Annotated in this window: 30 protein-coding genes; 12 read left to right on the top strand and 18 right to left on the bottom strand. The window is 73.7% G+C overall.

Translation table 11 applies throughout. From position 1 onward, the window contains the following. Window positions 1-2 precede the first annotated feature (2 nt). The gene (locus GA0070609_RS02460; protein ID WP_088992285.1) at window positions 3-611 is read right to left on the bottom strand and encodes a cysteine hydrolase family protein; all 609 of its coding nucleotides are present in this window, start codon (window positions 609-611) and stop codon (window positions 3-5) included. A 197-nt stretch (window positions 612-808) separates the two neighbouring features. Next, a complete protein-coding gene (locus GA0070609_RS02455; RefSeq protein WP_088992284.1) occupies window positions 809-1,558 on the bottom strand; it encodes a lysophospholipid acyltransferase family protein in 750 nt (249 codons plus the stop codon). Window positions 1,559-1,674: 116 nt separating this feature from the next. Between GA0070609_RS02455 and GA0070609_RS02450 the strand changes: the two genes are divergently transcribed. Then, window positions 1,675-2,319, top strand: a complete 645-nt coding sequence (locus GA0070609_RS02450; RefSeq protein ID WP_088992283.1) for an alpha/beta hydrolase fold domain-containing protein — start codon at window positions 1,675-1,677, stop codon at window positions 2,317-2,319. Between the two features lie 47 nt (window positions 2,320-2,366). Here GA0070609_RS02450 and GA0070609_RS02445 read toward each other — a convergent pair whose 3' ends face one another. Both GA0070609_RS02445 and GA0070609_RS02440 read right to left on the bottom strand, forming a co-directional pair. Continuing rightward, on the bottom strand, window positions 2,367-4,427 hold the full coding sequence (locus GA0070609_RS02445; RefSeq protein ID WP_088992282.1) for an amylo-alpha-1,6-glucosidase: 2,061 nt from the start codon (window positions 4,425-4,427) through the stop codon (window positions 2,367-2,369). Then, window positions 4,424-4,798, bottom strand: a complete 375-nt coding sequence (locus tag GA0070609_RS02440) for an SCP2 sterol-binding domain-containing protein (protein WP_088992281.1) — start codon at window positions 4,796-4,798, stop codon at window positions 4,424-4,426. The genes GA0070609_RS02445 and GA0070609_RS02440 overlap by 4 nt, the downstream gene beginning before the upstream one ends. A 210-nt stretch (window positions 4,799-5,008) precedes the next feature. On the opposite strand from GA0070609_RS02440, the gene GA0070609_RS02435 reads away from it, so the two are divergent. Next, a complete protein-coding gene (locus GA0070609_RS02435; RefSeq protein WP_088992280.1) occupies window positions 5,009-6,118 on the top strand; it encodes a DNA glycosylase AlkZ-like family protein in 1,110 nt (369 codons plus the stop codon). A gap of 126 nt (window positions 6,119-6,244) precedes the next feature. Here the strand turns inward: GA0070609_RS02435 and GA0070609_RS02430 are convergent, their stop codons facing one another. From GA0070609_RS02430 to GA0070609_RS02410, 5 genes are all read right to left on the bottom strand, one after another. After that, window positions 6,245-6,661, bottom strand: coding sequence for a CBS domain-containing protein (locus tag GA0070609_RS02430; RefSeq protein ID WP_088992279.1), 417 nt, complete (start codon window positions 6,659-6,661; stop codon window positions 6,245-6,247). A gap of 101 nt (window positions 6,662-6,762) precedes the next feature. Then, a complete protein-coding gene (locus tag GA0070609_RS02425; protein WP_088992278.1) occupies window positions 6,763-7,203 on the bottom strand; it encodes a PPOX class F420-dependent oxidoreductase in 441 nt (146 codons plus the stop codon). Window positions 7,204-7,254: 51 nt separating this feature from the next. Next, complete coding sequence (locus GA0070609_RS02420) at window positions 7,255-8,280, bottom strand: aspartate-semialdehyde dehydrogenase (protein WP_088992277.1); 1,026 nt, start codon at window positions 8,278-8,280, stop codon at window positions 7,255-7,257. 547 nt (window positions 8,281-8,827) lie between these two features. Further along, window positions 8,828-10,174, bottom strand: a complete 1,347-nt coding sequence (locus tag GA0070609_RS02415; protein WP_088992276.1) for a M16 family metallopeptidase — start codon at window positions 10,172-10,174, stop codon at window positions 8,828-8,830. Continuing rightward, complete coding sequence (locus tag GA0070609_RS02410; RefSeq protein ID WP_088992275.1) at window positions 10,171-11,463, bottom strand: M16 family metallopeptidase; 1,293 nt, start codon at window positions 11,461-11,463, stop codon at window positions 10,171-10,173. Before GA0070609_RS02410 ends, GA0070609_RS02415 begins: the two co-directional genes overlap by 4 nt. Window positions 11,464-11,551: 88 nt before the next feature. Here GA0070609_RS02410 and GA0070609_RS02405 point away from each other — a divergent pair, with 88 nt between their 5' ends. After that, window positions 11,552-12,292, top strand: a complete 741-nt coding sequence (locus GA0070609_RS02405; protein WP_088992274.1) for a phosphodiesterase — start codon at window positions 11,552-11,554, stop codon at window positions 12,290-12,292. Here the strand turns inward: GA0070609_RS02405 and GA0070609_RS02400 are convergent. After that, window positions 12,259-12,474, bottom strand: a complete 216-nt coding sequence (locus GA0070609_RS02400; RefSeq protein WP_172899277.1) for a hypothetical protein — start codon at window positions 12,472-12,474, stop codon at window positions 12,259-12,261. The two genes, GA0070609_RS02405 and GA0070609_RS02400, sit on opposite strands and share 34 nt — an antisense overlap. A gap of 362 nt (window positions 12,475-12,836) precedes the next feature. On the opposite strand from GA0070609_RS02400, the gene GA0070609_RS02395 reads away from it, so the two are divergent. The 3 genes from GA0070609_RS02395 to GA0070609_RS02385 all read left to right on the top strand — a co-directional run bounded on the left by GA0070609_RS02395 (window position 12,837) and on the right by GA0070609_RS02385 (window position 14,655). Then, window positions 12,837-13,934, top strand: coding sequence for a 3-deoxy-7-phosphoheptulonate synthase (locus GA0070609_RS02395; protein ID WP_088992273.1), 1,098 nt, complete (start codon window positions 12,837-12,839; stop codon window positions 13,932-13,934). Between the two features lie 242 nt (window positions 13,935-14,176). Next, the gene (locus GA0070609_RS02390) at window positions 14,177-14,413 is read left to right on the top strand and encodes a hypothetical protein (protein WP_088997441.1); all 237 of its coding nucleotides are present in this window, start codon (window positions 14,177-14,179) and stop codon (window positions 14,411-14,413) included. 32 nt (window positions 14,414-14,445) lie between these two features. Continuing rightward, complete coding sequence (locus GA0070609_RS02385) at window positions 14,446-14,655, top strand: hypothetical protein (protein ID WP_088992272.1); 210 nt, start codon at window positions 14,446-14,448, stop codon at window positions 14,653-14,655. Between the two features lie 69 nt (window positions 14,656-14,724). Here GA0070609_RS02385 and GA0070609_RS02380 read toward each other — a convergent pair whose 3' ends face one another. From GA0070609_RS02380 to GA0070609_RS02370, 3 genes are read right to left on the bottom strand one after another with little or no spacing between them, the layout of a single operon-like run. Next, the gene (locus GA0070609_RS02380; protein ID WP_088992271.1) at window positions 14,725-15,252 is read right to left on the bottom strand and encodes a DUF1360 domain-containing protein; all 528 of its coding nucleotides are present in this window, start codon (window positions 15,250-15,252) and stop codon (window positions 14,725-14,727) included. A gap of 26 nt (window positions 15,253-15,278) precedes the next feature. Next, window positions 15,279-15,599 carry a hypothetical protein gene (locus GA0070609_RS02375; RefSeq protein ID WP_088992270.1) on the bottom strand — a complete coding sequence of 107 codons (321 nt, stop codon included), beginning with the start codon at window positions 15,597-15,599 and terminating at the stop codon, window positions 15,279-15,281. After that, window positions 15,599-15,922, bottom strand: coding sequence for a DUF6158 family protein (locus GA0070609_RS02370; protein WP_088992269.1), 324 nt, complete (start codon window positions 15,920-15,922; stop codon window positions 15,599-15,601). The genes GA0070609_RS02375 and GA0070609_RS02370 overlap by 1 nt, the downstream gene beginning before the upstream one ends. A gap of 128 nt (window positions 15,923-16,050) precedes the next feature. Between GA0070609_RS02370 and GA0070609_RS02365 the strand changes: the two genes are divergently transcribed. Both GA0070609_RS02365 and GA0070609_RS02360 read left to right on the top strand, forming a co-directional pair. Next, the gene (locus GA0070609_RS02365) at window positions 16,051-16,446 is read left to right on the top strand and encodes a hypothetical protein (protein ID WP_088992268.1); all 396 of its coding nucleotides are present in this window, start codon (window positions 16,051-16,053) and stop codon (window positions 16,444-16,446) included. Between the two features lie 25 nt (window positions 16,447-16,471). After that, window positions 16,472-16,810, top strand: coding sequence for a DUF3817 domain-containing protein (locus GA0070609_RS02360; protein WP_088992267.1), 339 nt, complete (start codon window positions 16,472-16,474; stop codon window positions 16,808-16,810). 114 nt (window positions 16,811-16,924) lie between these two features. On the opposite strand, the gene GA0070609_RS02355 is transcribed toward GA0070609_RS02360, so the two are convergent. Further along, window positions 16,925-17,464 carry a DUF6232 family protein gene (locus tag GA0070609_RS02355; RefSeq protein ID WP_231928504.1) on the bottom strand — a complete coding sequence of 180 codons (540 nt, stop codon included), beginning with the start codon at window positions 17,462-17,464 and terminating at the stop codon, window positions 16,925-16,927. Between the two features lie 502 nt (window positions 17,465-17,966). On the opposite strand from GA0070609_RS02355, the gene GA0070609_RS02350 reads away from it, so the two are divergent. Next, complete coding sequence (locus GA0070609_RS02350; RefSeq protein ID WP_088992266.1) at window positions 17,967-18,941, top strand: C40 family peptidase; 975 nt, start codon at window positions 17,967-17,969, stop codon at window positions 18,939-18,941. A 187-nt stretch (window positions 18,942-19,128) separates the two neighbouring features. Here the strand turns inward: GA0070609_RS02350 and GA0070609_RS02345 are convergent, their stop codons facing one another. The 3 genes from GA0070609_RS02345 to GA0070609_RS02335 all read right to left on the bottom strand — a co-directional run bounded on the left by GA0070609_RS02345 (window position 19,129) and on the right by GA0070609_RS02335 (window position 22,476). Continuing rightward, a complete protein-coding gene (locus GA0070609_RS02345) occupies window positions 19,129-20,118 on the bottom strand; it encodes a sigma-70 family RNA polymerase sigma factor (RefSeq protein ID WP_088992265.1) in 990 nt (329 codons plus the stop codon). Window positions 20,119-20,614: 496 nt separating this feature from the next. Beyond that, window positions 20,615-21,565, bottom strand: a complete 951-nt coding sequence (locus tag GA0070609_RS02340; RefSeq protein WP_088992264.1) for an N-acetylmuramic acid 6-phosphate etherase — start codon at window positions 21,563-21,565, stop codon at window positions 20,615-20,617. Then, entirely contained in the window at window positions 21,562-22,476 is a 915-nt protein-coding gene (locus tag GA0070609_RS02335) for a MurR/RpiR family transcriptional regulator (protein WP_088992263.1), read from the bottom strand. The genes GA0070609_RS02340 and GA0070609_RS02335 overlap by 4 nt, the downstream gene beginning before the upstream one ends. 236 nt (window positions 22,477-22,712) lie before the next feature. Between GA0070609_RS02335 and GA0070609_RS02330 the strand changes: the two genes are divergently transcribed. Further along, window positions 22,713-23,396, top strand: coding sequence for an SDR family NAD(P)-dependent oxidoreductase (locus tag GA0070609_RS02330; RefSeq protein WP_088997439.1), 684 nt, complete (start codon window positions 22,713-22,715; stop codon window positions 23,394-23,396). 71 nt (window positions 23,397-23,467) lie between these two features. Here the strand turns inward: GA0070609_RS02330 and GA0070609_RS02325 are convergent, their stop codons facing one another. Then, window positions 23,468-24,199, bottom strand: a complete 732-nt coding sequence (locus GA0070609_RS02325) for a dTMP kinase (protein WP_088992262.1) — start codon at window positions 24,197-24,199, stop codon at window positions 23,468-23,470. 162 nt (window positions 24,200-24,361) lie between these two features. On the opposite strand from GA0070609_RS02325, the gene GA0070609_RS02320 reads away from it, so the two are divergent. Further along, window positions 24,362-24,946, top strand: a complete 585-nt coding sequence (locus tag GA0070609_RS02320; protein ID WP_088992261.1) for a nucleotidyltransferase — start codon at window positions 24,362-24,364, stop codon at window positions 24,944-24,946. Between the two features lie 56 nt (window positions 24,947-25,002). After that, window positions 25,003-25,212: a hypothetical protein gene (locus GA0070609_RS02315; protein WP_231928829.1), complete on the top strand. Its 210-nt coding sequence runs from the start codon at window positions 25,003-25,005 to the stop codon at window positions 25,210-25,212. The last annotated feature ends 9 nt before the right edge of the window (window positions 25,213-25,221 follow it).

Genomic DNA, 25,221 nt, shown 5'->3' with positions numbered 1-25,221 from the left:
GCTCAGCCCCGCGCGCCGGCCGGGACCGCGCCGGTCACCTCGGCCACCGTCCGGACGGTGGCGAACCGGCCGGCCAGCGCGTACTCGGTGCGGGCGATCATCTCGTCGGTGGCGAGGGTGCGCGGGTCGGCGAGGATCTCGGCCAGGGTGGCGGTCTCCGGCAGGTCCCGGTGCGGGGTCGGGAAGGTCACCGTGGCGTCGGTCACGAAGGTCATCTCGTAGCCGAGGTCGCAGCCGACCCGGGCGGTGGTCTCCACGCACTGCTCGGTGCGGATCCCGCAGACGGTGACGTCGCGGATGCCGGCCAGGGTCAGCACCTGCTGGAGGTTGGTGGTGGTGAAGGCGTTGTGCGAGGTCTTCACCAGGGTCGGCTCCCCCGCCGCCGGCGCCAGCCCGTCGATCAGCCGGACGTGCCCGTTCGCCGGGTCGAAGACGCCGCCGCTGCCGGGTTCGGCGTGCAGGACCCAGACCACCAGGTCGCCCCGGTCCCGCGCCGCGGCGACCAAACGGTCGACCGCGCCGACGATGTCGGGGTTCGAGGCGTACGCCCAGATCGGGCGCTGCCGGAAGGACTCCTGGACGTCGATGACGACGAGTGCTGCTCTGCTCATGACCTGAATCCTGGCTGGCCCGGGGGCCGGGGCGGCAGACACCATCCTGCCCCGCTGCGGAACGATCCGGCCACCGCCGCGACCCACCCCCACCCCCACCCCCGCTCCCGCTCCCGCGATCTTGCACGTTCCGCCCCTTCCTTGCGGCTTTTGCCGTGTTCGCCAGGGCACAAAGTGCAAGATCGCGGGAAGGTGGGTCAGGCGGCGGAGGTGCGGCGGTCCCCGCGGTCGAGGGCGGCGGCCTCCTCCGGGGTGGGTGCCGTGCCGCCGAGATGGGCGGGGAGCCACCAGCGGTCGTCCGGGCCGGCGGGCGCCTCCGGGTACTCCCGCTGGGCCCGGTCGACCAGCGCGTCCAGCCGCTTCTTCAGATCGGCGGTCATCGCGTTCGGGTCCGGGTAGCCGGCCGGGTCCATCGGCTCACCGACCAGGATGGTGATCGGGGTGTGTCGGCGGGTGAGGGTGCGCGGCCGGCCCTTGGTCCACAGCCGCTGGGTGCCCCAGAGCGCCACCGGCAGCACCGGCACGCCGGCCTCCTGGGCCATCCGGGTGGCGCCGCTCTTGAGTTCCTTCACCGTGAACGAGCGGCTGATCGTGGCCTCCGGGAAGACGCCGACCACCTCGCCCCGGCGCAGCGCGCTGACCGCTGTCGCGTACGACCCGGCGCCCGCCCGGCGGTCCACCGGGATGTGCCGCATGCCGCGCATCAGCGGGCCGGACACCTTGTGGGTGAACACGGACTGCTTGGCCATGAAGCGGACCAGCCGCTTCGCCGGGTGCGCGCCCAGGCCGCAGAAGATGAAGTCGAGGTAGCTGACGTGGTTGCTGGCCAGCACCGCCCCGCCGGTACGCGGGACATGGTGGGCGCCCTCGACGGTGATCTTCAGGTCGAGGACCCGGAACATCGTCTTGGCGGCGGCGATCACGGGCGGGTACACGAGTTCCGGCATCCGCAGAAAATACCCCGCCCACCTGTGAGTCACGCCAGGGTCGAACGCCCCGTCGGCGCTTCTGCCCTCGGCGTACCGGCGGGGCGGTCCGGCCCGGGCGGGGCCAGGATGGCGGGATGATCGAACGCGGGGTGCTGCTCTGGATCCACGGCGGCGGTTGGCGGGCCCGCTCGACCGAGGACGGCGCGGCGCTGGCCCGGTACGGGCTGCGGGTGGTGCCGGCGACCTACCGGCTGGTCGACCGGGCGCACTGGCCGGCCCAGCTCGACGACGTACGCGCGGCGGCGCGGCAGGCCCGCGCGGCGGCCGGGGATCGTCCGCTGCTGGTGGCGGGCGACTCGGCGGGCGGTACGCTGGCTCTGCACCTGGCGCTGCGCGGGTTGGACCGGCCGGGCGACGTGTCCGCCGTGCTGGCCTACTGGCCGGCCGTCGACCCGCTGGCCGCGGACTGGCGGCGGCTGCGCCGCGACGACGACCCGTGGGCCGGCCTGCTCGGCCACCCGCCCGCCGCCGGCGACCCGGCCACCGTGGACGCGACCGTGACCACGCACGCCGGCAACCGGGTACCGGTGCTGCTGGTGCACGGCGTCGCCGACCGCTCGGTGCCGGTCAGCCAGTCGGTGGACCTGGCGGCGGCGCTGCTGGCCGCCGGGCACCCGGTGCACGCCTGGATCACCCACGGCGGGCACGCGCTCGACCTGCGCCGGCCGGACCTGGCGGCGGTGACCGGGGCGTTCCTGGACACCGTCCTGCCGGCCTGAGCCCGCCGTGCGCCGCCCTGGCCAGGGCGGTGCACGGTGCACTCCGGTCAGCCGGTCGGCTCCTCGATCTCCAGCCGGCCGCGGGCGAACGCGTCCACCCGGCCCCACCGGCCCGGGATGTCCAGCACCTCGATCCGGCCCATCCCGATCGGCAGCCGCGGCTCCACCGCGAGGTGCCCCTCGTGCGGCTCCAAACCGAGCATGGTGCGCAGCAGCAGCATCGGGGTGCCGGTCGACCACGCCTGCGGGCTGCACGCCGTCGGGTACTCGACCGGGAACTTGGTCAGCTCGCGCGGGTAGCCGCCGAACGCCTCCGGCAACCGGCCCTGGAAGTAGGTGGCGGCGTCCAGGATGCCGCTGGCGATGATCGCCGACTCCTCGGCGAAGCCGTACCGGCGCAGGCCCCAGGCGATGAACGAGTTGTCGAACGGCCAGATCGTCCCGTTGTGGTAACCGATCGGGTTGTAGCGGACCTCGCCCTCGGCCAGCGTCCGCACCCCCCAACCGGAGAAGAGCCGGGGGCCGACCAGGTGCTGGGCGATCTTCTCGGCCCGATCGTGGTCGACGATGCCGCTCCACAACAGGTGCCCGATGTTGGAGCTGAGCACGTCGCACTGCCGGCCGTCCGGGTCGAGGGCGAGCGCGTAGAACTCGCCGTCCTCCACCCAGAAGTCCCGGTTGAACCGCTCCTTGAGCTGCGCCGCCTCGCGCTCCAGCCGGTCGGCGTACTCCGGGTCGTCCCAGAACTCGCGGGCCAGCCGCGCGGCGCGCATCTTCGCGTCGTACGCGTACCCCTGCACCTCGCAGGTGGCCCGGGGGAACGGCGGCAGCTTGCCGTCGCGGTAGGAGACCGAGTCCCAGGAGTCCTTCCAGCACTGGTTCTCCAGGCCGGTGTCGGTGTTACGCCGCTCGTACCAGATGTAGCCGTTGCCGACCAGGTCGGCGTAGTCGTCGATCCACTTCAACGCCGCCCGCGACTCCTGCTCCAACTCCTTGACCAGCGCGGCGTCTCCGGTCCACTTCTCGTACTCGTCGAGCAGCACCACGAACAGCGGGGTGGCGTCCACCGAGCCGTAGTACGGCGTGTGCGGCTGCTCCTCGAAGGCAGCGGTCTCGCCGTAGCGCATCTCGTGCAGGATCCGCCCCGGGTCCTCCTCCCGGAAGTCGTCGATCCGGGTGCCCTGCAACGCGGCCAGGATTCGCAGCGTGGTCGTGGACATCGTGGGCGTGAAGGGCAGTGTCTGCAGGCAGGTCAGGATGCTGTCCCGGCCGAACATGGTCATGAACCAGGGCAGGCCGGCCGCCGGCAGCGCCGCTCCGCCGAGGGAGATCGGCGAGAAGCGCAGCGCCGCCAGGTCGATCAGGCTACGCCGGTAGGTGCTGCCCAACTCCTCGTGCTGGGTGTTCACCTTGGGTGCGTTGCGCAGCCACTCCTCCAGGTCGTGCTGGAGGGCGAGCCGCTCGGTGCCGTGTGCCCGCAACCCCATCCGCAGGTCCCGGCCGCCCGGCCCGACCGCGATGGTCTGCACGTCGATCCGGGTGTCCCACTGTTGGTTGGGTTCGAGGTGGATGGTGTACGCGAAGCCCTGCCGGTCGTACCGGGCCGGCGCGGACGAGGAGATCACCGTCTCCCGGGTGAAGTTGCCCCGCCGGTAGCCGAGCCGCAGCCGGTCCGCCTCGGGCTCGGAGTAGAGCTCTCCCTTCTTGTTCAGGATCTCGTCCTTGACCTGGAACAGGTCGGCGAAGTCGGCGCCCGCCTCCATCCGGATCTCCAGATCGACCGGCTTCTCGTCGTGGTTGAGGATGGTCAGCTGCTCGCGGAAGCTGCCGCCGACCGCGCGTTCCCGAATGACCGAGAGCTTGGCGTCGATGTAGTGCGTCGCCATTCCCGGCACCAGGAAGAACCGGGCCTCGTAGTACTGGAGGTCGTCGTAGGAGAGGGCGTTGAGCCGCTCCCCGTTGATGGTCAGCACCCAGGTCGACAGGAAGCGCATGTCGAGGGAGAAGAGTCCGGTCGGCTCGGTCGGCGTCGCCTCGATGTCGCCGGTGTCCTCGGAGACCACGAAGGTGTTGCCGTCCAGGATCCGGACGGTGCTGGTCTGGCTCATCGCTGCATCCCCCTCTCGAAGCGCCGGCGCGGCCCACGGCTGTCCGGCGGGCCCGGGAAGAGCCGTTCGACCTGCACCACCAGCCGGGCGTCACCGGTCACCGTCATGTCCCCCCGGAACAGCGCCGCGATCCCGTTCTCCCGCCCGGTGGCCAGGTCCTCGAACAACTCCGGGGTGGTCCCGACGACGGTGTCCGCCTCGGCGTCCTCCTGGCTCACCTCGACCCGGCCCCGGTCCATCCGCATCAGCCAGTGCGTGGTCTGCGCCCCCTCGTGCAGATCGAAACGCAGGGTCCCCTTGGTCTTCGCCAGCACGGGTTCGAACCCCCGCCGGTCGAGATCCTCGAAGAACCTCGTGGTCGCGTCCACCATCGGGTCCTCTCCTCCCCGTCGGTCGGTCCCGGCCCTCACCGGCCAGCCGGCGGCGTCGTCACGTAGGTGCCACCATCCGGCGTTCGGCCTCGGTGCACGGGGTCCCCGGCCCACGCGGCGTCAACCTCGCCCGGATCGGGTGAGCCCTCGCCCGGTTGTCCCAGCCGGGCAGTAGCCTCCGGGAAAGCCGGACGCAGGGCGGGAGGTCAGATGGCCACGAACGGGCCGGAGGTCAGCCGGGAGCAGGTCCTCGCCTACCGGGCGGCCGCCCAGGAGCTGCACCGTCCGGGGCGTGCCGCGGCCGATCTCGCGGTGCTCGACCTGGGCGTGCAGGACACTCCGTACGGCTCGGCCCAGTTGGCGCTCGCCGCCCGGGGTGCGCCCACCGCCGACGACCGGCTGGAGCTGGTCTGGTCGATGCGCGGGGCACCGCACCTGCACCGGCGCGCGGAGCTGCCCGGCCTGGCCGCCGCGATCTGGCCGCTGGACGACGCGGACGCCACCCGACGCCTCCCCGGCCGGATCCGCGAGGGCGCCCGGCTCGGGCTGGCCGCGTTCCGGGCCGCGGCGGACGCGTTCGCCGCGGTGGTCACCGCGCCGATGGCCAAGGGCGAAGTGAGCCGCGCGGTCAGCGACCGGGTGCCGGCCGAGCTGACGTACGACTGCGAGCCGTGCCGCGCCCGGCACATCTCCGGGGCGCTCTTCCAGCAGGCCGGCCTCGCCGGCGGCGTACGGCTGGCGGTGTCCGGGCGGGCGGCGACGCTCGCTCCGCTGCCCGGCTGGCCCGGGCCGCCCGAACGCGCGGCGGGCACCGACGCGCTGGCGCTGGCCTACCTGCGGTTGCTCGGCCCGGCCACCCCGGCCGACGTGGCCGGTTTCCTGGGCACCAGCGCCGGCTTCCTGCGCGGGGTGTGGCCCGACGGGCTGGTCGAGGTGCGGGTGGCCGGCCGACGCGCCTGGCTGCCGGCCGACCGGCTCGACGCGCTACGCGACGCCCGGCCGGCGCCGAAGGTCCGGCTGCTCCCACCCGGCGACCCGTTCCTGCAGGGCCGGGACCGCGACCTGCTGGTGCCGGAGAAGGCCCACCAGAAGCAGCTCTGGCGGATCCTCGGCAATCCCGGGGCGCTGCTGGTCGACGGCGAGGTGGCCGGTGTCTGGCGGGCCAAGGTGGCGGGCCGGGGCGCGCTGGAGGTGACCGTCACCCCGTTCGAGGGTGACCCGCTGCCGGGCCGCGTCCGCCGCGAGGTGGACGCGGAGGCGGCCGTCGTGGCCGCCGCGCGGGGCGCCACCGACGTGCGGGTGAGCGTCGAGCCGGCCTGACGTCCCGCGCGCGGGGACGCAGCGACGCGTCGGGCGCCGGGGCGCGGGCTCAAGCGGGGACTGTGCCGCGGAACGCCGCAAGGCCGGCCCCCCGCACCGGGGAGCCGGCCTACCGCGGCGGACAGGTCAATTGTTCGGGTCGTCGGCGCTGATGTCGGCGAGCACCGACTGGGGCTCCCGCTCGACCGCGAGGTCGCCCATGGACACCAACCCCACCAGGCGCCCGTCGTCGACGACCGGCAACCGGCGGACGGCGTAGGTCCGCATCAGGTCCGCGGCGGCCACCGCGTCGTCGTACTGGCTCACCGTGATCACGTCCTTGCTGGTGATCCGGTTGAGCGCGGTGGTGTTCGGGTCCAGGTTCTCCGCCACGGCCCGGACCGTGATGTCCCGGTCCGTGACGATGCCGACCACGTCGTCGCCGTCGGTCACCACCACGTCACCGATGGCGCTGTCGCGCATCTCCTGCGCCGCCGCGGTGAGCGTGTCGTTGCCGTCCATCGTCACCAACCGGGTCGTCATGAACTCTCCGACCGTTGTCATGGTGCTCCCCTCTCGGTTCGGCACCGCGGTCTACCCGCCGCCCCGCCGGGGTAACGCCCCCGGCTGGCGGGTCGCCGTGGGCGGGGAGCGGCCGGGCCGGGTCAGCCGCGGGGCGGGGCGCCGTAGACGCGCTCGACGTGCAGCCGCAGCACCAGCCGCCGTTCGGCGACCATCGCCCGCCGGTAGTCGTCCCAGTCGGGATGTTCGCCCTGGATCGACCGGTAGAGCCCGACCAGTTCCTCGACGGTCGCATCGGCCGGGTCCGCGGCCACCGGGGTCAGCTCGGCCCGCGCGTCCGCCACCGCGTACGCCCAGCCGTCCTCGCTGCCGACGTGGAAGCTGGCCCGCGGGTCCCGGCGGAGATTGGCCGTCTTCGCCCGGTCGTCGGTCACCGACACCCGGATCACGCCGCGGTCCCGGTCGAAGGCGTAGACCACCGTGGACAGCTGCGGCCGGCCGTCCCGGCGGATGGTGGCCAGCACCCCCATCCACCGCCCGGCGATCAGGTCGGTCAGCGCTTCCCGGGTACGGTCGTCCGGCACCGCGTCCTCCTCGTCGAGTCAGGTCGTCCCGTCATCCCACCCGGCGTCGGGTCAGCGCAACTCGGCGGCCACCAGCTCAGCGATCTGCACGGCGTTGAGCGCGGCGCCCTTGCGCAGGTTGTCGTTGGAGCAGAACAGGGCGAGACCGTGCTCGACGGTCTCGTCGGCCCGGATCCGCCCGACGTAGGTCGGGTCCTGCCCGGCGGCCTGCAGCGGGGTGGGCACGTCGCTCAGCGCCACGCCGGGCGCCTCGGCCAGCAGCTCGCGGGCCCGCTGCGGGGTGATCGGCCGGGCGAACCGGGCGTTGACCTGGAGCGAGTGGCCGGTGAAGACGGGCACCCGAACGCAGGTGCCGGAGACCTTGAGGCCGGGGATCTCCAGGATCTTGCGGCTCTCGTTGCGCAGCTTCTGCTCCTCGTCGGTCTCCTCCGAGCCGTCGTCGACGACGGAGCCGGCCAGCGGGAGCACGTTGAAGGCGATCGGCTGGGCGAAGGAGCGCGGCGCCGGGAACTCGACGGCGGCGCCGTCGAAGGTGAGGCCGCTGGCGTGCTCGGCCACCTTGCGGACCTGCTCGTCCAGCTCGGCCACGCCGGCCAGGCCGGCGCCGGAGACCGCCTGGTACGTCGAGACGACCAGGCTGACCAGCTCCGCCTCCTCGTGCAGCGGGCGCAGCACCGGCATCGCGGCCATCGTGGTGCAGTTCGGGTTGGCGATGATGCCCTTCGGGCGTACGGCGGCGGCGTGCGGGTTCACCTCGGCGACGACCAGCGGCACCTCCGGGTCCATCCGGAACGCGGAGGAGTTGTCGATCACGACGGCGCCGGCGGCGGCGACCCGGGGGGCGAGCTCCTTGGCGGTGCCCTTACCGGCCGAGAAGAGCACGATGTCCAGACCGGTGTAGTCGGCGGTGGCCGCGTCCTCGACGGTGATCTCGCCGTCCCGCCAGGGCAGCGCACGCCCGGCCGACCGGGCCGAGGCGAACAACCGCACCTGCTCCGCCGGGAACTCCCGCTCGCCCAGCACCTGCCGCATCACGCCACCTACCTGGCCGGTGGCCCCCACAATGCCGATCCTCATGCCCGCGAGGCTACCCAGCCCCGGCCCCGGACCGGGAACGCTTTCCCACCGCCCGGGCCGACGCCGCGCCGGGCCCGGGCGGCGCCGCCGGCGGGCCGGGGCGAACCGCCGACCACAACGACCCCGGCGGTACGCGCTCCGCCCCGAAAGATTCGCGGCCCACCGCCATCCCCCACCGCAGTATCGCCACCGGTCCCACGCCCGGCACCCCCGCCACCCCGCCACCCCGCCGAAGCCCACCAGCGACCCACATCACAGCCGGCTTGATCCACTCAAGTTCCCCGAAGTTGCGCCATCCACCGCCGCCGGACACCCCCATATCCCCGACCCGGTGTGGATCAAGGAAGCATGGCGCTGAGTCGTTCCCGGCACACCTCGACGCACCGGGCCCACGACGGGGTGTGGCCCGCCGTGCCCGGCTCCGGGCGGTCAGGCTTGATCCCTGCGCCGGTCACGGCGGGCCACACCCCAACCCGGACCACGACGGAACCGCGAGCCGACCACGACCAAGGGCGAGCAAGGGGGAGCCACGGGCAGGCGGCCAGGCTCAGGGCGTCGCGGAGACCACCTCGCCGAGGCCGGTGGCCACCAGTTCGTCCCGGATGACCGCCGCGTCCCCCTCCACGACCAGGGTGAGCGACTCCGGGCGCAGGTGCGTCGCCGCCGCGGCGGACACCTGGTCGACGTCGGCGGCGAGCAGCGACTCCCGCAGCCGGGCGTGGTAGTCGTCCGGCAGGTCGTGCACCACCAGCGTGGTCAGCGCGGAGGCGATCGCCCGCGGGCTCTGCAGTTCGACCGAGAGCTGACCGGCCCGCCAGGAGCGGGCCACCGCCAGCTCGTCCTCGGTCACCCCGCCGGCCTGGGTACGGGTGATCTCGCCGACCGCCTCGACCAGGGCCGGCGCGGTCACCGCTGTCTGCACCCCGGAGCTGACCGCGAACCGGCCGAACCGCCGGGACGAGGCGAAGTCGCCCCGGATGCCGTACGTGTAGCCGCGCACCTCGCGGATCAGGTGGTTGAGCCGGGAGGTGAACGCCCCACCGAGCACCGTGCCGGCGAGCGTCATCGGCACGTGGTCGGGGTGGGCGCGGTGCGGCGACGGGTGCCCCAGCCGCAGCGTGGACTGGACCGAGCCGGGCCGGTCCACGAGGATGATCCGCCGGCCCTCCCGGAAGGGCACCTGGATCGGTCCGCCCCGGTCGACCGGTCCGCCACCGGCGCCGGCGAACGCCGTCGCGCCGAGCGCGTCCAGGTCGAGCCGGTCGAGGTCACCGACCACGATCAGCGTGCCGGGCCGGATGAACCACTCGGAGTGGAAGACCGTGACGTCCTCCGGGTCGAGCGCGGCGACCGAGTTCGGGTCGCCGTACATCGGGCGGCCCCAGCGGTTCTCGGCGCCGAACAGGTCGGCGCGCAGCGCCTTGTCGGCGCGCGGGCCCGGGTTGGCCCAGTCCATCCGCAGCGCGGTCGCCTCGTCGTCGCGGACCCGGCGCACGTCGGTCGGGTCGAGCCGGGGTGTCCGCACGGCCTCGGCGAGCAGTTCCACGGCGGCGCTCAGCCGGTCCACCGGCACCTGCACGCTGACCTGGAAGGAGTCCCAGTCCAGCCCGGTCACCAGCTCGGTGCCGAGGGCCTCGATCGCCAGCGCGTACGCCGTGGCGTCGCGCTGCGCGGTGCCCTCCTCCAGGGCCTTGGCCAGCACCCCGGCGAGCCCCTCCTTGCCGACCGGTTCGCGCGCCGCGCCGGCGTCGAGCAGCAGCAGGGCGACGGCGAGGTTCTGCCCGGGCAGGTGCGCGGCGACGACCTGACCGCCGGCCACGGCGCGGCGGACCACCGGCGGGAACCGGTACGGGCGGGCGGCGCCCGGGCCGGGACGGTGTCCGATCAGGGTCATGACGTCTCCTCGGGCAGGTAGGTCAGGGTCACCCGGTCGGCGGCGCCGAGCACCTCGGCGGCGGCCTCGGCGATCTGCTCGGCGGTCACCGCGAGCCAGGCCGGCAGCCGCTCGCCGGCCTTCGCCGGGTCGCCGAACTGGGTGGCGTAGCGGCCCAGCGTGTCCGCCCGTCCGTCCACGGTGGACATCTGTCGCCACCAGGCGGTGGTCAGCAGCGCCTTGGCTCGCTCCAGTTCGGTGGCGGTGACCGGCACGGTGGCCAGTTCGTCGACCACCTCGGCCAGCCCGGCGGCCAACCGCTCGCCGGTCACCCCGGGGCGGGCGGTGGCGGTGGCGATCAGCGGCGCCGGGGCGTGCGCCAGGTCCACCCCGTACGCCCCGACCAGGTCCGGCTGCGCGATCCGCTCGCCGTCGGCGAGCCGCTGGTAGAGCCGGCTGCCCCGACCGCTGCCGAGGACGGTGGCGAGCACGGTGAGCACGTCGTAGCCGGGGCTGCCGAAGGGGTAGGTGCGGTGGGCCACGTACACCCGGGGCGCGGGCACGTCGCCGGTGACCGTGTCGACGGCGGGCCGGCCGGTGGCCGGAACGACCCGCCCGTCCGGCGCGGACGGGATGTCGGCCCGGGCCGGGATGGCACCGAAGTACTTGTCGGCCAGCGCGAAGACCTCGGCGGCGGAGGCGTCGCCGACCACCGTGAGCACCGCGTTGTTCGGCGCGTAGTAGGTCCGGTGGAAGGCCTGGAAGGTGGCCAGGTCGGCGGCGTTCAGGTCGGCCATCGAACCGATCGTGGCGTGGTGGTACGGATGCCCGGGCGGATAGAGCAGGGGCAGCAGCCGCAGCCAGGCGTCGCCGTACGGGACGTTCTCGTAGCGTTGCCGCCGCTCGTTCTTCACCACGTCGCGCTGGTTGTCCAGGGTCTCCTGGGTCAGCGCCGGCACCAGGCCGCCCATCCGGTCGGCCTCCAGCCAGAGCGCCAGTTCCAGGTGCTCGGCCGGGACCGTCTCGAAGTAGTTGGTGCGGTCCGGGTTGGTGGTGGCGTTCAGGGAGCCGCCCGAACCCTGCACCAGCTTCATGTGCTCGGTCTTCGCCACGTTGATCGAGCCCTCGAACATCAGGTGCTCGAAGAGGTGGGCGAAGCCGGTCTGCCCCTCCGGTTCGTGCCGGGAGCCGACGTCGTACCAGAGGTTCACCGCGACCGCGGGGGCGGTGCGGTCCTCGCTCACCACCACGCGCAGGCCGTTGTCCAGTCGGGTCGTCTCGATGGGCCAGGGGAAACCGCTGTCGGGCATGGCTCGACGCTATCCGATCTCGCGGGCGTCAACCTCACACGCCGTACGCCGCAGGTATCGACCGCGGGTCGCCGGGTACCGGAGGGGCATGTCCGTCCCGACCGGCGCCACCGCCCGGGCCGGTGCCGCCCTGGAACGGGCCGCCGCCACCCTGACCCGGCTCCGCCGCGCCCGCCTGCTGCATCCGCTCGGCCGCTCGTTCGCCGGCGAGGTCACCATCTGGGGCGTGGCCGGGCCGCCGACCGGAGTCGGGATGCTCGACCGGCCCGGCCGTTACCCGGCCACGGTCCGGCTGTCGCGGGGCGTGCCCACCCCGGACGGCTGGCCGGACGTGCTCGGCCTGGCGGTACGGATGCACCGCGGCGAGGACCGGCCGTTCGACCTGCTGGTCAGCTCCAGCCGCGCGGCGCCGGTGCTGCGCCACCTGCCGCTGCCCCGGCGGCGGTTCGCCGGCACGTACAGCTCGATCATGTCCTACCGGGTGGGCCGGCGGCGGATCTGGCTGGCCACGCTGGCCGACCCGGAATCGGTGGACCTGGGCCGGAGCCTGGCCGACGTGGCGGCGGCGACCCGAACGGACGCGCCGCGACTGGTGCTCGCGGTCGCGTCGGCGGTCGGGCCGTGGCGGCCGGTCGGCCAGGTCGCGCTCGGCGACCAGCTCAGCGCCCGGACGGACGCCGAGCTGGCCTTCGACCCGATCGGCAACCTGCCGGCCGGCCTGCGGGCGGCCGGGCCGCTGGCCTGGATACGCGAACACACCTACCGCGGCTCGCGCCGGGCGCGCGGCGCCCGGGTTCAGTCCGGCGGTTCGCTCGGCGTCACCGTCTGATCCGAGGTCCGCCGTTCCAGCACGGTGTCCGGGGCGGCGTTGCGGTCCTCCTCCCGGACGTCGGACTCGTCGAGGATGGTGTCCGCCTGCGCCACCGGGTCGTCGCTGCCCACGCTGGCCTCCTCTGGCAGCAGGTGGGCGCGGGACTCGACCCGTTCCTGGTCGCTCTGCTCGTGCGTCATGCCGATCCCATACCCCGGGCGCGTACCCGGCACGCCAGGTGACCGCACCCGCCGGGACGGTCACGGACGGCGGGCGGGACGGCACGGGCGACCCGCCCCACGCCGGTGACGAGTCCGCCCGCGCAGGTGCCGGTGACGGTGCGACGAGCCTGGTGCCACCGACCGTCGCGTCGGGTAGGCTTGCCGGCGTGACGCGGTCGTATCGATGGTTTAGGCAGCCGGCTCGCCAGCCGGTGACTTCACCATGATCTGACGTCACCGCACCACGAGCCGGCCGGGCAGGAGCACTGTGTTCCTGCCCTTTCGCATGCGAGCAGCCGGCTCGACCCCGGGCACCGGCACCGGGCGCGGTCGGCGAAAGGATGCCCACCGTGACGACCCCGGAGACCGATCGGGTCAGCGATCAGCGGATCGACCGCGTCGTGCCGTTGACCACCCCGGCCCTGCTGCACCACGAGCTGCCCCTGGACGACACGCTCGCCTCGGCCGTGCTGGCCGGCCGCCGCGCGGTCGGTCGGGTGCTGGACCGCGCGGACGACCGCCTGCTGGTGGTGGTCGGCCCGTGCTCGGTGCACGACCCGGCCGCCGCCCTGGACTACGCGCACCGGCTCCGCGTCGCGGCCGACCGCCTCGCCGACGACCTGCTGGTGGTGATGCGGGTCTACTTCGAGAAGCCGCGCTCAACGGTGGGCTGGAAGGGCCTGATCAACGATCCGGGGCTGGACGGCTCGGGCGACGTCAACAGCGGGCTGCGTACCGCCCGGGCGCTGCTGCTCGACGTGCTGCGGCTGGGTCTGCCGGTGGGTTGCGAGTTCCTCGATCCGATCACCCCGCAGTACATCGCCGACACGGTGGCCTGGGGCGCGATCGGCGCCCGCACGGTGGAGAGCCAGGTGCACCGGCAGCTCGCCTCCGGGCTGTCGATGCCGATCGGGATGAAGAACCGGCCGGACGGCAGTATCGCCACCGCGGTGGACGCCATCCGCGCCGCCGGGGTGCCGCACGTCTTCCCCGGCATCGACGTCTCCGGCACCCCGGCGATCATGCACACCCGGGGCAACGCCGACGGGCACCTGGTGCTGCGCGGCGGTGGCGGCCGGCCCAACTACGACGCGGAGTCGGTGGCCGGGGCGCTGGAGCTGCTCCGGGCGGCCGGGCTGCCCGAGCGCGTGGTGGTGGACGCCAGCCACGCCAACAGCGGCAAGGACCACCGCAACCAGCCGACCGTGGCCGCGGACGTGGCCGGCCAGCTCGCCGCCGGCCAGCGGGGCATCGTCGGGATCATGCTGGAGAGCTTCCTGCTCCCGGGCCGGCAGGACCTCGACCCCACCCGGGAGCTGACCTACGGGCAGTCGGTCACCGACGCCTGCATGGGCTGGGACACCACCGCCGAGGTCCTCGACCAGCTCGCCGCCGCCGTCCGCACCCGCCGCCGCACCCCCGCCCCCACCCCCGCCTGACCCCCACCCCGCCCTCCCCTCCCCCAGACCCGAGCCCGTTGATCATGAGGTTGGCGGCGAAATCGATCTCCGACATCGCGGCCAACCTCATGATCAACGGGTGGCGGGGGCGGGGGCGGGGAGGGGCGGGAGCGGGGGCGGTGGGGTTTGACCGGTTTGGGGGCGGGTAGCTGGGCGGGGTGACCGAGGACGTACCCGTGACCGACAGACCCGTGGCCGACACCTCCGTGGCCGACGCGCCGGTGGCCGGCGTGCCGGTCGCGGACGAGCCGGTCGGCGACGAGCCGGACATCCGGCGGCTCGACGACCTGCTGGAGGACCTCTACCACGGCCAGGAGCGGATCACCCAGGCCACCATCTACCGCCGGGCGGTGGCCGCGGAGCTGCCCGCTCAGCTGCTTACCCGGATCGCCGCGCTGCCCGAGGGCGAGTACTCGGTGGACGAGGCGGCGGATCTGCTCGGCGGGTCGGTCACCTGACGTCCCGGCGTCCCCCGCGAGAGGAGAGCGAGATGTCCCACCACGAGCAGCCGCACGAGAAGATCCCGGCGCTGGGCCAGCCCCCGGAGGGTGTGGACACGCTGCCGGAGCCGGACTTCGCCAACGAGCACGACAAGACCGCGGTGGACCGGGACGTGATCACCGGCGCGGACGAGGACGAGCGGGAGCCCGAGCGGTCCCGGGGCTGGGCCGGTCAGAACCACGGGACGACCCCCACCTGACGGACGCGGCTGTCGACGCGACAGCGGGGGGCCGGCGGATCGCCGGCCTCCCGCTTCCGTTCGCAGGTGTCAGTGCTCGTCCCCCTCGGCGGCCTGCTGGGCCACCGCGTACGCCATCTGGAGGAAGTCCGAGGCGGCCACCGCGGTCAGCGCGGTGGCGACCAGCCGGGTCAGCCGTGGGGCGAACACCAGCCCGCCGGTCAGCCCGGTGGCCACCCAGACCGCCAGGCAGAACGGGCAGCTGAGCAACTCGCCGATGGCGTGCCGGGTGGAGCTGCCCGAGTCGCGCACCTGCTCCATCACCTCGCCGCTGCCGATCGGCTTGTCGTAGCGGGTGAACGGGGCGCGCAGCGGGCTGGTCACCGCGTCCTTGGACAGCAGCCGGCTCAGCTTGTGGGTTGCCACACAGAGCAGCACCACGTCGGCCATGGCGGGGCGCTCGGGCACCGGCCGGCCGGTCAACCGGACCAGGCCGGCGATCGCCCCGGTCACCCCCGCGTAGGTGCCCATCGCCGCCAGATAGCCGCCCAGCGGCCGGTACTCGTTCGGTGCGTACGCCTGGCGCAGCCGCGCCACCTTGTCCCTCAGGTCGGTCACCCGGTCTCCTCGTGCTCCGCGCCGGCTCAGCCGGCCTGCAGGTTGTCCGCCACCTCGCGGGCGAGGCTGTCCAGGGCCTCACCGGCGAGCCGGTCGGGGTCGGTGCCACCGGTCAGGTCGAGGCGGACCCGGGCTCCGCCCGCGTCGACCGGGTCCACCCGCAGCTTCGCGCTCCAGTCGCCCGGGGCGGTCCAGCGCGCCGACAACTCCTCCGCGTCGGTGTGCTCGGCGGGAGTGCCGTCGGCGCGCAGCGGCTCGGGCAGCCACGCCGACGCCCGGTCCGGGTCGACAGCGGTGCTGAACACCACCTCCGGCGGCGCGGACACGCCGCGCTCGGCGGACCCCATCACTCGTCCCGCAGCCGGCTCGGGTCGACCTCGCGGCCCGGGTGCCGGGCGAGGTACTCGGTCTCCAGCTCGGCGGTGCGGCGCAGGTGGTTCGCCAACGCCGAGTCGGACGCGTGCCGCAGCGTGTCCAGCCGGGTGCGGTGCAGGCTGTGCATCTCGCGGATCAGGTCCTCGTCGGCCAGCTCGGCGGGGTCCACGCCGATCAGGTCGCCGTCGTCGTCCACGCCGGTGGACGCCATGTCGTGGACCTGGTCGCCACCCCACTCGGGCATCCGCTGCTCCGGGCTCGGGAACTCGTCCTGTCGTATCGATCCGGTCATCACGCCCCCTGGTGGAGTTTCTGGCTGGCATCTAGACGGATGCCCAGACCGGGTCGCACCAAACCATCCCGGCGCGGACGGACTACGACACCGCGTCGGAGAACGCTGGCGGCCCCGGTACCCTCGATGCCATGAAGCGGCTCTGGACCCCGGCGTGGATCGTGCGCCACGTGGCCATGGTCGTGCTGGTCGCGGGTTTCCTGGCGCTGGGCTGGTGGCAGATCGGCCGGGCCGCCTCGGGCAACGCGTTGAGCTGGGCGTACGCCTTCGAGTGGCCGATCTTCGCGGGCTTCGTGGTGTTCGTCTGGTGGCGTGAGGTCCGCCACGCCCTGCGCGGGCCCGCCGCCCCGGCCCCGGCAGCGCCGTCCGAAGCCCCCACCCGCCCGGGCGTACGCCGGCCGGTGCGGGTCGCCCGGGTGCCGATGCCGGCCGCCGACGGCGAGGACGCCGACCTGACCGCCTACAACCGCTACCTGCAATGGTTGAACGCCAATCCGGGCGCCCGGCCCGGTGACTACCCCGGCTGACCCCGGGTCGGAAGGACGGACGAAGGTGGGCGCAGCCCTTACCCGGTACCGCGTGATCGCCTGGATCGTGGGCGTGGTGCTGATCCTGCTCGTGGTGATCGGCATGCCGCTGAAGTACGGCTTCGACAACCCGGTCGTGGTGGAGACGGTGGGCCCGGCGCACGGTTTCCTCTACATGATCTACCTGGTGGCCGCGTTCGACCTGTCCCGCCGGGCCGACTGGCCGCTGAAGCGGATGCTCGCCGTGATGCTGGCCGGCACCGTGCCGTTCGTCTCCTTCTACGCCGAGCGCCGGGTCAGCTCCTGGGTCACCGCCGGCCGTGCCGGGGCGGTCACCGAGCGGGCCGTGCCGGCCTCCCGCTGACCCGGCCCGTTCCACCCCGACCGGCGGCCCCGGCCGTATCGGCGGCAGCGGGTCAGCACGGACGGCGGCGCGCGGCCGGCCGGGCACCGACCGGCTCGGCCGCCGCCACCCGGTTCAGCGGATCGGCCGCCACGGGTCCATCGAGGCGACCGGTTCCTCCCAGCCGCCGTAGCGGTTCATCTCCCGGGCCCGGCGCAACGCCCGGGACACCTGGCCGAACTGCCGCTCGTCGTCGCTGCTGAACAGCAGCACCTCGGTGCCCCGGTGCCAGCCCCACAGCTCGTACGCCGGCGGCCGCCACCGGTCACCGGCCGCGGCGAGCAGCACCGGCAGCAGGAACACCACCCCGAGGGTGAGGTACGCCCCGGCGGTCAGCCGCTGCAGGCCGCCGGTGAAGCCGAGCAGCAGCCCGACACCGCCGATCACCGCGCCGCTGGCGGCGACCGCGCGCATCGCGACCCGGTCGTGCGGCCCACGGGTGGTGTGCAGGTGGGTCAGCTCGGCGACCCGCCAGGTGTTTCGGCCGACGGTGAACCGGTCGACCGTGACGATGATCCCGGGGCGGGCGTAGAGCAGCGTGTTCCTCTTCTCCGCGCTCACCTTGGCGGGTCGGGGCGGACGCGGCGGTCGGGTCGTGGCGCCATCGTGGTTCACGGCTACCTCCCACGGCTGGTGCGCCGGGTCGGCCGCCGCCGGTACGGGCATCAATGCCCGCCGGCGGGATTCCCGGCTCCGCGCTTCATTGTGTTGCCGCCCCGCCAGCCCGGACCGCCGTTTTCGCCACCCCTGGTGGCGCTGGTCACCGGCGGTCCGCCGGATAGAGCCATCCAAGTCCGTCTTTTCGGTTATAGCGCCCTGACAGCCAACGGCATACGCCCGGAACGACGTATCCGACAAGTCACTTCCTGACCCGAAAAGACCGGCGAGCCTGGCGGCTGGCGAAGCGACGCGCCACACACGTGCCGTGACGGCACGTGCGCCATCACCGCCCCTTTGCCAACATTCGCCCCGGCTTTCACTGCGGGCCACTCCTGCCCCGGGTTAGGTTGGGCGGGCCCGGCCCGGTCGATCGCCGTCCACCCGGATGGCGCCGGCCCGGGTGCCGCCCGGGGCCTCAGCAGCCCTCGGTGGCCGGTGGGAGAGGAGCCTTCCGCTCTTGTCGTCCCTCAGATACACGCTGCGCGGCCTGGCCGTCACGGTGCTGTCCGCCGCGCTGCTCGCGCCCGCCGCGGTGGCCCGGGCCGAACCGTCCGCGGCGGAACTGACCCGGCGGATCGAGAAGTCCTCGGCCGAGCTGGAGCACGTGGTCGAGGCGTACAACAAGCTCCGGGAGGAGATGAAGGAGAACCGCGCGGCCGTCGCCGGGCTGCAGGAGCGCATCGCGCCGCTGGAGCGGCAGAGCGAGCAGAGCCGGGCCGACGTCGGCGCGCTGGCGGTGACCGCGTACAAGACCGGCGGCGACCTGAGCACCGCCGACGCGCTGCTGCGGCCCGACTCCGCCGGCACCCTGCTGGACCGGCTCGACGCCCTCGACCAGCTCACCCGGCAGCGGCAGCAGCGGATCGCCGGCTTCGCCGCCAGCCAGCGTGCGCTGGTCGCCGAGAAGACCCGACTGGACGTCACGCTCAGCCGGCAGGCGGCCCAGGCCCGGGAGCTGACGGCCGGGAAGAAGCGCATCGAGCGGGACCTGGCCCGCCTCTACGAGCTGCGCCGCCAGGCGTACGGCCGGGCCACCGAGCAGCCCGCCGCGCGGCCGGGCAGCGCCGACGACGCACCCGCCGTCTCCGGCCGGGCCGGCGCGGCGGTCCGCTACGCCTACGGCGCGCTGGGCAAGCCGTACCGGTGGGGCGCCGACGGCCCGGACGGCTACGACTGCTCCGGCCTCACCTCGGCGGCCTGGCGGGCGGCCGGCAAGTCACTGCCGCACAACACCCGGATGCAGTGGGGCGTGGTGGCCCGGATCAGCCGTGCCGAGTTGCGCCCCGGCGACCTCGTCTTCTACAGCGGTCTCGGCCACGTGGCGCTCTACGTCGGCGGCGGGCAGGTGATCGACGCGCCCAGCGCCGGTCGCAACGTGCTCAAGCGGGGCATGAACCTGATGCCCATCCAGGGCTACGGCCGGGTCCGCTGACCCACGGGTCCGCAACCAGCGCCCCGGCCCGCCCCACGGGCAGCGCTCGACACGCCCCACGGGCAGCGCCTCGGCACGCCCCGACGAGCAGCGCCCCGGCGCGCTCCGCGGGCAGTTGCGCCCCGGACACGACGAACGGCCGGCGTCCCCCTATCGGACGCCGGCCGTTGTCGTCATTACTACCAGCTCAGGCCGCCTGCAGCCCCTCGGCGCGGGCCAGCTCGCGGAGCCGGCCGAGCGCCTGGATCTCCAGCTGGCGGATCCGCTCCCGGGAGAGCGAGAACCGCGAGGCCACCTCGGTGAGCGAGTGCTCCCGGCCGTCCTCCAGCCCGTACCGGGCCCGCATGATGCCGGCCGACCGGTCGTCGAGGTGGTTGAGCAGGCCCTCGATCCGCTGCCGCTCCAGGCCGGTGAGGACGATCTCCTCCGGCGACGGGGCGTCGCTGTCGGCGACCAGGTCACCGAGGTTGGTGTCGCCGTCGTCGCCGACCGGCGTGTCCAGCGACACGGTGTCCTGCGACCACCGGACCAGCTCGTTGACCCGCTCGACGGTCACCCCGAGGGCCGCCGCGATCTGCTCCGGCTCGGGGTCGCTGCCCAGCTCACGGGTGAGCTGCCGGGCCACGTTGCGCATCCGGTTGACGTCCTCGACCAGGTGCACCGGCAGCCGCACGGTGCGCTCCTGCTGGGCGATCGCCCGGCTGATCGCCTGGCGGATCCACCAGGTCGCGTAGGTGGAGAACTTGTAGCCCCGCTCGTAGTCGAACTTCTCGACCGCCCGGACGAGGCCGGTGTTGCCCTCCTGGATCAGGTCCAGCATGGGCATCCCGGACCGCACATAGCGTCGGGCGATCGACACCACCAGGCGCAGGTTCGCCCGGATGAACAGGTCCTTGGCCCGCTCACCCTCGGCGACCAGCCGCTCCAGCTCGTCCCGTCCGATTCCGTCCGGGACGCGGTCCTCGGCGAGCAGGTGCTCGGCGTAGAGGCCGGCCTCGATCGCCTTGGAGAGATCGACCTCCTTGGCGGCGTCCAGCAGCGGTGTCCGGGAGATCTCGTGCAGGTAGACGCCGACCAGGTCGCGCTCCTCGGCGACCTCGTCGGTTCGCATGCCGATGTTCTTGTCCACGTTGCCCACGGTCCCCTCGCTCGCGCCGGTTGCCCGGTTCCTTGCCATCCCCACCCGGTTCCTTGCCGTCCCCACGTCCATCAGCCCTCCCCCGTAACTTCCGCCGTGCTCACCGGTGCTGACACCTACACAACAGATGAGACGTGTCGGGGATTCCATGTCGTGAGTCGAAAGTGTCACGAATGCCTGATAATCAGCTGAGAGCACGGTCCATGTTTGCTGTCAGCACCCCGTCGGGCTGCTCATCGGTGGGCACCACACACGGGTTACGGATCGACGGACGCCGTCCGTCCGGTCCATGGCAACACCGCCCGTCCCGGGAGCACAGCGACCCGGGTCACCGCCGCGCTGCGATCCTGGTCACTGCCACATACGCGCGGGCCGCCGGGTCGGTTCATCCACGCCCGTGGTGATACCCCACGGCAGGTTGAACAATCCGGGGCCTCCGGTTATGCCCGGTGCGGCAAGCCGGTCCCGGACGTGTCGGACGACACGTTCCGCGCCGCCCGGGCGGCGCGTCCGGGGTGACCCGGCCCGTGCCGGTTCAGGAGGCGAGCAGGGCGAGCGCGCCGCGTACCTGGTCGGCGGAGCGGGCCAGGGCGGCCCGGGCGACCGACACCTCGGCGCCGGAGACGAGCGACACCAGGGCGGTCTTCAGGTCGCCGTCGGCCTCGTCGAGGGCCCGCCGGCAGATCTCCTCCGCGCATCCGGTCGCCTCGACCAGGATCGAGATCATCCGACCCCGCAGCTTCGCGTTGGTGGCCACCATGTCGATCATGAGGTTCGAGTAGACCCGACCCAGCCGCACCATCACAGCGGTGGAGAACGTGTTGAGCACCAGCTTCTGCGCGGTGCCCGCCTTCATCCGGGTCGACCCGGTGATCACCTCGGGGCCGGTGTCCACGCCGATGAAGACGTCGACCGACCGGGCGGCCTCCGCCTCCGGGTTCGCGCAGACCAGCACCGTCGCGGCCCCGGCGGCCCGGGACGCGGCGAGCGCCCCGAGGACGTACGGGGTGCGCCCGCTCGCGGCCAGGCCGACCACCACGTCACCGGAACGGACGCAGTCGGCCGCCTCGGCCGCGCCGGCCCGATCGTCGTCCTCGACGTTCTCCACCGCCTGCCACATGGCGTCCGGGCCGCCGGCCAGGTGGGCGCAGAACCAGTGGCGCGGGGAGTTGAAGGTCGGGGCGAGTTCGGCGACGTCGAGCACGCCCAGCCGGCCGGACGTGCCGGCGCCGAAGTAGTGCACCCGGTGCCCGCCGCGCAGGGCGGTCGCCGCGAGGTCGACCGTCTCGGCGATCTCGTCGAGGACGGCGGCGACCGCGCCCGGCACCCGCCGGTCCGCCTCGTTGATCACCGACAGCATCTCGCGGGTCGACATCAGGTCGAGGTCGATGCTGAGCGGGTTGCGACCTTCGGTGGGCGCGCCGACCCGGATCGCCGGCCCGGCCGCCATGGAAGGCGCCTGCTCGTCCGGCTCCACCGCCGTCATGCCCGCCTCCGGCCCGAGCCCACCCGGTGCGACTGGACGGCCTCGGCGGTCGCCTCGAGGGCCTTCCTGGCCCGGGCGCGGTTGCGCGCCGCCACCCCGACGAAGAGACAGTCGACCACGGTGAGCTGGGCCAGCCGGCTGGCCATGGCGCCGGACCGGTAGGTGGTCTCGCGGGCCGCCGTGGTGAGCACGAAGTCGGCGACCTCGGTGATCGGCGAGCGCGGGAAGTTGGTCAGGGCCACCGTCGCCGCGCCCCGGGCGCGCGCCTGCTCCAGCACCTCCACCACGTCGGAGGTGGTGCCGGTGTGCGAGATGCCGACCGCGACGTCACCCCGGCCGAGCAGCGCGGCCGAGGTCAGCGCGGTGTGCACGTCCGGGAAGTAGAAGGCGGTGCGGCCGATCCGGTGCAGCTTCTGTTGGAAGTCGGAGGCGACGAAGCCGCTCGCGCCCGCGCCGTAGACGTCGATCCGGCCGGCGTTGACGATCGCGTCCACGACCTGCTCGCAGACCGCCGGGTCGAGCTGCTCGGCCGTCTCCTCGACGGCCCGGGCGTCGTTGAACGCGATGGTCGCGATGATCTGGGCGAGGTCGGCGCCGGGTGGGATGTCGCCGCCGACGACCCGGGCGTCCGGCGGCTCGACCCGGCGGGCGGCCTCGGCGGCCAGCCGGATCCGCAACTGGGGGTAGCCGTCCATGCCGACCGACCGGCAGAACCGGATGACGGTCGCCTCGGACGTCTCGGCGGCGGTGGCGAGGTCGGTGATCGTCCGGCGGGCGGCGTCGGCCGGGTCGGCGACGACCAACCGGGCGACCCGCTGCTCGGCCGGGGACAGCGAGGGGAGCAGGCCGCTGATGTGGACGATCAGCCCACCCGGCTCGTGACTCGCAGAAATCTTCGGACTCTTCGCCACGGATGAAACTTACTTTCATGAGGCGTGAGCGTCAACCATGACTCCGTGTGTTGGCGAAAGTACCGCCAATCGGCGCGCTCCGCTTGACAGCGTGCCACTGCGTAGCAACTTGACAGCGTGCCACCGCCGGACGGCCGGCGCCTCGGCCCACCGGGCCGGACCGGCCTGCCGGTCGGTCGCCGGTCGACCCCCGGGCGGGGACCACTGCACGCCGAACCGCCGCTAGCGTGGGCGGCATGGCGGATCGCAGTGTGCTGGTGACCGGAGGCACGGGTGGGCTCGGCGGTGCGGTCACCGCCGCGTTCGTCGAGGCGGGCTGGCGGGTGGTCGTACCGCAGCGGAGGAGCCCGGCCACGACGGCGGACGGGCCGCTCCGCGTGGTCGCCGACCTGACCGAACCGGCCGGGGCGCAACGCGCGGTCGAGGCCGCCGCCGGCGACCCGGCCGCGCCGCTGCGCGCGGTGGTCAACCTGGTCGGCGGGTACGCCGGCGGCGGCAAGGTGCACGAGACGCCGGTCGACGAGTTCGAGCGGATGCTGACGGTCAACCTGCGCCCCACCCACCTGGTCACCCGGGCGGCCCTGCCGCACCTGGTGTCGGCCGGCGGCGGCGCGGTGGTCTGCGTCTCGTCCCGGGCCGCGGTCGCCCCGTTCGCCGGGGCCGCCGGCTACGTCACCGCCAAGGCCGCGGTGCTCGCCTTCGCCGCCGCGGTGGCCGTCGAGTACCGGTCCGCCGGGGTGCGTTGCAACACCGTGCTGCCGAGCGTCATCGACACTCCGGCCAACCGGGCCGCCCAGCCCGACGCCGACCACTCCCGCTGGGTCGACCCGGCCGAGATCGCCCGGGTGATCCGGTTCCTGGCCTCCGACGAGTCGGCGCCGACCAGCGGCGCCAGCATCCCGGTGTACGGCCGGGCCTGAACGCCGGGGGCGTCGTCCGGGAGCCGCGGGCGTCGTCCGGGCAGCGCGGGCCGGCGACGGAGGCCCGCGCCCTAGGGCACGACCCGCGCTGGCAGCCGCCCCGGCGGCGTGCGGTCGACCGGCAGGGTCGCCGGACCGGCGGGCGGCGGGCCGTCCGGCCGCGGCTCGGCAGCCGACAGCCAGCCGGCCAGGTGGTCCTGGATCTGCCGGGACACCTCCTCCGCCGACCGGCCGGCGTCGACCAGCACGAACGTCGGGAACTCGGGCAGCGTCCGGTAGGCGGTGTCGGCCGCGGTGAGATAGCGGATGCTCTCGTGGTCGGTGCCACGCCGCTCGATCCGCCGGTACGCCTCGGCCGGGTCGACGGCCAGCAGGAAGGTCACCTGCGGCGCCGGGAAGAGCCGGTAGCCGACCCGGGCCAGCCGCTCCCAGCGGCGCCCGCCGTGCGCCCGGATGCTGACGTACTGGCAGGCGGAGTAGCGGTCCATCACCGCGACCCGGCCGGTCACCAGGTGGCTGAGCAGGGCGGTGGCGATGGCGAGCCAGCGCAGCACGGACTCCACCGCGAGCAGGCCGTTACGCCCGACGAGTCGTTGGGCGTCCGGACGGCCGAGCCGCTGGGCGACCCGGCCGAGCCAGCGGCGGCCGCCGGCGTTGCGGTGGTAGGTGGCGGGGCGGCCGGCCGCGGTGAGCGCGTCGGCGAGGCGGTGCGCCTGGGTGGTCTTGCCCGAACCGTCGATGCCGATCAGGGCGACGGCGCGCAATCGGGCCTTGCCGCGCCGCGTCCGCGTTGATCTGGCCACCCGACACAGGCTATCCGACGCACGCTCGGGTGCCGGGTGATTTGTCCAGCATGCTCCCTGTTGGCACCCACCCGGGACCGGGCCAGGTGTGGGCGACCGGAATGCCGGGTATCGAAGTTCGATCCCAACCGCCTGTCCACCTCATGACGACGGGAGATCCAGATGGCCGAGCGCGGAGACGAGACCCTGGTAACCACCCTGAAGAAGGTCGCCGCCGTGCTCAAGCAGTCCGAGATCCCGTTCGCCCTGGGCGGCAGCTTCGCGGTCTACGCGCACGGCGGCCACTCCAGCGAGCACGACGTGGACTTCCTGATCCGCGGCGAGGACGTCGACCGCGCTCTGGAGGCGCTGGTCGAGGCCGGCTTCACCGCCGAGCGCCCGCCGGAGGACTGGCTGGTCAAGGTCTACGACGACGGGCGGATGGTGGACCTGATCCACCGGCCGATCGAGACCCCGGTGACCGAGGAGACCTTCGCCGACACCGTCGTGCGGCCGGTCGACGCCATCCACATGCCGGTGCTCTCGGCCACCCAGCTAATGGTGCACAAACTGCTCAGCTTCTCCCAGCACTACTGCGATTTCGCCCGCGGTCTGCCACTGGCCCGCTCGTTGCGGGAGCAGATCGACTGGGAACGGGTACGGAAGGAGACGCAGCACTCGCCGTACGCGGAGGCGTTCCTGGTGCTGCTCGACCGGCTGGACGTGGTGCCGTACTCCGGCACCCCGGAGGGGAAGGGGACACCGTGACCGTGCATCGCGGCGCCGGGCCACCCGACGCGTACGTCGAAGCGGAGATCCACCGGATGCTGACCGAGGACCCGGACGTGGCCGAGCAGGGCATCACCGTGACCCGCCGGGAACACGCCCTCGTGATCTCCGGCGAGGTGGAGAGCCCGCACCGGCGCGAGGAGATCCTGCGCCGGGTGGCCGAGCGCTTTCCCGACGAGCCGATCACCAGCGACATCGGGGTGATCCGCGCGCAGGCGCCCACCCAGATCGAGGAACTGCCCTGAGGGAGGTTC

This window comes from Micromonospora echinaurantiaca (assembly GCF_900090235.1).
GTDB classification, from domain to species: Bacteria; Actinomycetota; Actinomycetes; order Mycobacteriales; family Micromonosporaceae; genus Micromonospora; species Micromonospora echinaurantiaca.
Note: the sequence above shows the minus strand (reverse complement) of the source record. Positions and strands in the feature narration are given on the sequence as shown.

Coding starts and splice junctions, on each gene's coding strand:
- GA0070609_RS02415 (WP_088992276.1), bottom strand. CDS start 10,174: ATGACCCTGATCGGACACCGTCCCGGCCCGGGCGCCGCCCGCCCGTAC.
- GA0070609_RS02420 (WP_088992277.1), bottom strand. CDS start 8,280: ATGAGGATCGGCATTGTGGGGGCCACCGGCCAGGTAGGTGGCGTGATG.
- GA0070609_RS02440 (WP_088992281.1), bottom strand. CDS start 4,798: ATGGTGGACGCGACCACGAGGTTCTTCGAGGATCTCGACCGGCGGGGG.
- GA0070609_RS02460 (WP_088992285.1), bottom strand. CDS start 611: ATGAGCAGAGCAGCACTCGTCGTCATCGACGTCCAGGAGTCCTTCCGG.
- GA0070609_RS02345 (WP_088992265.1), bottom strand. CDS start 20,118: ATGGCAAGGAACCGGGCAACCGGCGCGAGCGAGGGGACCGTGGGCAAC.
- GA0070609_RS02375 (WP_088992270.1), bottom strand. CDS start 15,599: ATGGGGTCCGCCGAGCGCGGCGTGTCCGCGCCGCCGGAGGTGGTGTTC.
- GA0070609_RS02410 (WP_088992275.1), bottom strand. CDS start 11,463: ATGCCCGACAGCGGTTTCCCCTGGCCCATCGAGACGACCCGACTGGAC.
- GA0070609_RS02455 (WP_088992284.1), bottom strand. CDS start 1,558: ATGCCGGAACTCGTGTACCCGCCCGTGATCGCCGCCGCCAAGACGATG.
- GA0070609_RS02400 (WP_172899277.1), bottom strand. CDS start 12,474: ATGACGCACGAGCAGAGCGACCAGGAACGGGTCGAGTCCCGCGCCCAC.
- GA0070609_RS02320 (WP_088992261.1), top strand. CDS start 24,362: ATGGCCGAGCGCGGAGACGAGACCCTGGTAACCACCCTGAAGAAGGTC.
- GA0070609_RS02430 (WP_088992279.1), bottom strand. CDS start 6,661: ATGACAACGGTCGGAGAGTTCATGACGACCCGGTTGGTGACGATGGAC.
- GA0070609_RS02365 (WP_088992268.1), top strand. CDS start 16,051: ATGAAGCGGCTCTGGACCCCGGCGTGGATCGTGCGCCACGTGGCCATG.
- GA0070609_RS02385 (WP_088992272.1), top strand. CDS start 14,446: ATGTCCCACCACGAGCAGCCGCACGAGAAGATCCCGGCGCTGGGCCAG.
- GA0070609_RS02435 (WP_088992280.1), top strand. CDS start 5,009: ATGGCCACGAACGGGCCGGAGGTCAGCCGGGAGCAGGTCCTCGCCTAC.
- GA0070609_RS02340 (WP_088992264.1), bottom strand. CDS start 21,565: ATGACGGCGGTGGAGCCGGACGAGCAGGCGCCTTCCATGGCGGCCGGG.
- GA0070609_RS02330 (WP_088997439.1), top strand. CDS start 22,713: ATGGCGGATCGCAGTGTGCTGGTGACCGGAGGCACGGGTGGGCTCGGC.
- GA0070609_RS02450 (WP_088992283.1), top strand. CDS start 1,675: ATGATCGAACGCGGGGTGCTGCTCTGGATCCACGGCGGCGGTTGGCGG.
- GA0070609_RS02395 (WP_088992273.1), top strand. CDS start 12,837: ATGCCCACCGTGACGACCCCGGAGACCGATCGGGTCAGCGATCAGCGG.
- GA0070609_RS02405 (WP_088992274.1), top strand. CDS start 11,552: ATGTCCGTCCCGACCGGCGCCACCGCCCGGGCCGGTGCCGCCCTGGAA.
- GA0070609_RS02445 (WP_088992282.1), bottom strand. CDS start 4,427: ATGAGCCAGACCAGCACCGTCCGGATCCTGGACGGCAACACCTTCGTG.
- GA0070609_RS02315 (WP_231928829.1), top strand. CDS start 25,003: ATGCTGACCGAGGACCCGGACGTGGCCGAGCAGGGCATCACCGTGACC.